Origin of the sequence: Methylobacterium sp. GC_Met_3, assembly GCF_026540775.1 — a bacterium.
Lineage (GTDB): Bacteria > Pseudomonadota > Alphaproteobacteria > Rhizobiales > Beijerinckiaceae > Methylobacterium.
Map to the genome: position 1 here is coordinate 1 of NZ_JALNUL010000135.1, position 2,260 is coordinate 2,260.

A 2,260-nucleotide genomic window follows, 5' to 3' on the forward strand; every position below is an offset into this window, starting at 1 on the left:
CGAGTTCGCCGTCGTCCGCGCCGGCCTGAACTACAAGTTCGGCTCGTACTAAGATCCGATCGCGTTGCTCCCGGTAGCGATGCCGGGAGATGCGGTGGTGGGCGAGGGGTAGTTGGTCCTCCTCGTCGCTCTCCATCGCCGAGGAGCAGCCCTCCGGCTGACCGTCGCATCCCCAGCTTGATCAAACTTGCCGCTAGATCGGCAGCGCCCTGGGAGCCTTCGCTCCTGGGGTGTTTCTTGTTTTGGAGCCTGAAGGGTCAGCCGATCGCCCAGAACAACGGGAGTGCGCCCGCTAGGAACAGGGCTGAGGACAGGAGCACGGCAAAGCGCTCGCTATGGTAGTAGGGGCGACACGTGTCACCGCCGAACCACATGCGGATGGATGTGCTCAGGCGCACTTCGCGAAGGCCGAGCTGGGCGTACCCATTCCCGCGTGGCTGCGGTGCCCCCTCAGCAGCCCGATCCAGCGGCGCAGTGACCTTACGGGTTGCTGCGCCGATGTCGTTTCAGCGGGATAGCTGCGAACGCTTGGCCTTAACCGCTTCCACGGCGGCGATGACGTTCTCCAGCTCTGCGACCCAGCGCAGCGCGCTCTGCGCTGTCAGCCCATCGTGCTCGGCCATCGCCAAGACGAGCGTGCGCTGACGCGCCTTTAGGCGTTCGAAGAGAGCGTGAACCGTTGCTCTATTTTAGCAACCGCGACAGATAGTATTCATTGTTTTGCCCATCTTGTCATCGAACAACTTCTGCTGCGCGACTCGCTCGCGTTCTGCTTTGTCCGCCTGAGCTTTTGTTTTTGGATCCATTCCCGTCATACTGCCGGGATCGCCGCTCGGCTGCACGGCGCCCGGTGTGGGCTGCCTATGGGCAGGGGCCGCAATCGCCGGAGTGCCTACGAGTAACACTGCGATAGCAGATCGAATTATCAAGGCCGCCTCCAGCATAGCAAAGGATGATAGCACATCGGATTTGGCGACGTTCACGACAGGTCGTTCATTCCACCGCGCGGCAGTCGACTGGCGGTAGATCCAGTCCCAGGGTCCGCGGGTAGGCGCGGAACGGACCGAGAACGCGAGCATCAACCGGCTGCCTGTCAAAGCTATCGGAGAGCAGAACAGCACCCGTTGACGGATCATTTACCATACCATGCCAAGATGACGGCAGCGCTCGGCCGGGGGGCAAATGCTGGAAGAGCCGCACCGGAGCCAGCCCCCCCTAGCCTCGATGCGGCCTCGCCGGCGCAGTCGCCGCCTCTGCGTGGCCCTGCGAACACAGGCGCGCCGCAATTCGCTAAGCTTGGCGAATTCAGTCTCGACGTTCGACCCTCTGAATGGTGCAAGTACCCGGCAGCGGCGAAGACAGGCTGAGGGGGCTTCTATGAAGTATGCGATCCTACCAGCGGCTCTGGCCGCGGCGCTCCTTGGCGCCTGCGCCTCGTCGTCCGACAAAGTCGCCGCCACCTACGTATCGCCAATCCAATAGCCGGCAGATTGTCAGAGCCTCCGATAGGCGAGGGCGGGTTATCTCGGGATCCGCTTTCAACCTCGACCAGTTCGGCCACGTGACGCCAAGAACCACCCGTGAGAAAATCGGCGACAGCTCGCCGTGGCGCTTCCAGCCCGAGACCGGACCGACCCTGCCGCTCCGTCGAGACCCGTAGGTAAGGGACGAACGCTGTGTGAGCCATGCCGTTTTTGCGGGGTGTCTCGTCCGAATGAATGGTCGTTTAACCGGATGGAACACCCACCCGCGATGCTGCTTGGGATACACCACAGCTCCAGTCAGCCAGCCCTCGAACCTATTCCAGGATTACTCCGCCGCCGACGCGAGCAGGGTTGTGCGCCAGGCTGGGACGAAGCCTACTAGCTCGTCCCGCCGTCCGCGCAGGCTTTCGGTAGAAACCGACTTACTTCGTAATTCGCACTGAGACCGGGTCGCTGCCGGGAAAGCTTTCCTCCAGCGCGTCGTCGAGCCGTTCGTACATCCGGTCAGGATGGTTCTCAGGCAGGTGGCGATCCAGCGTCGCTGCAGTGGCCCCTGAGGGGGCTACCGCCAATCTTCGCCTCTCCACCGCCGTTCGGAACGCCTCATAAACGAGTAGCCCAAATCCCGCCGCGATCAGCAGCGCCGGTATGGGATTGACCCGCACATCGGTGACAAACCGTTCCACCGTTTCGCTGGCTGCTTCCCCGGAACGACGGAGATCGGTCAAGCTCCTCGGGATACCCGGACCTTTCAAGCGGTCTTGCAGGTCACTTAG

1 protein-coding gene is annotated in these 2,260 nt (G+C 62.5%); it reads right to left on the minus strand.

Features of this window, described 5'->3' with window-relative positions; genetic code table 11:
* Positions 1-1,906: 1,906 nt before the first annotated feature.
* A partial coding sequence (locus tag OXS27_RS32090; protein WP_267361700.1) for a hypothetical protein occupies positions 1,907-2,260 on the minus strand: 354 nt, incomplete at its 5' end.